Below are 436 nucleotides of genomic sequence, written 5' to 3' on the forward strand. Positions count from 1 at the left end.
ACTGGTGTGGTATGAGTACAGCTTCCCTGGACTATAATTTTGGTAATATGACTTCAACTGATATCGCCTCAAGTTTTGTGCCTTCAATGACTAAACCAGCGATAATGGCCTGTAATAAATCCGGAGTCACTTACAATCTGTATTTAGCCAATATCTCTACTTCCGGGCGTGATACGATAGATCTGGGTAGAGGGGTAAGCGCTAAAGTTACGGTTGATGGTGAGTCTTTGCAGACTAAACGGACATCTACTGATACCCATAACACCCTGAACGTCACTGTTACTTTGAGTGGCACGCCAACTAGTACCGGTCCGATTGGTGGGCAGAGTATTGGGATATTAGCCGTGGATTACTATTAGGTGTATTAGTCGCGACTTGATCTGACACATGGCCTTGAAAGGTTGAGAGTTACCGGTTTTGATATGGGTGTCGAATC

General features: G+C 44.5%; 1 protein-coding gene. It reads left to right on the plus strand.

The window, feature by feature from the left end; translation table 11 throughout:
* On the plus strand, window positions 1-359 hold a 359-nt coding region (locus AQ981_RS27815), incomplete at its 5' end, for a hypothetical protein (protein WP_249226400.1).
* Window positions 360-436: the final 77 nt, after the last annotated feature.

Source organism: Entomohabitans teleogrylli (genome assembly GCF_001484765.1).
Lineage (GTDB): Bacteria > Pseudomonadota > Gammaproteobacteria > Enterobacterales > Enterobacteriaceae > Entomohabitans > Entomohabitans teleogrylli.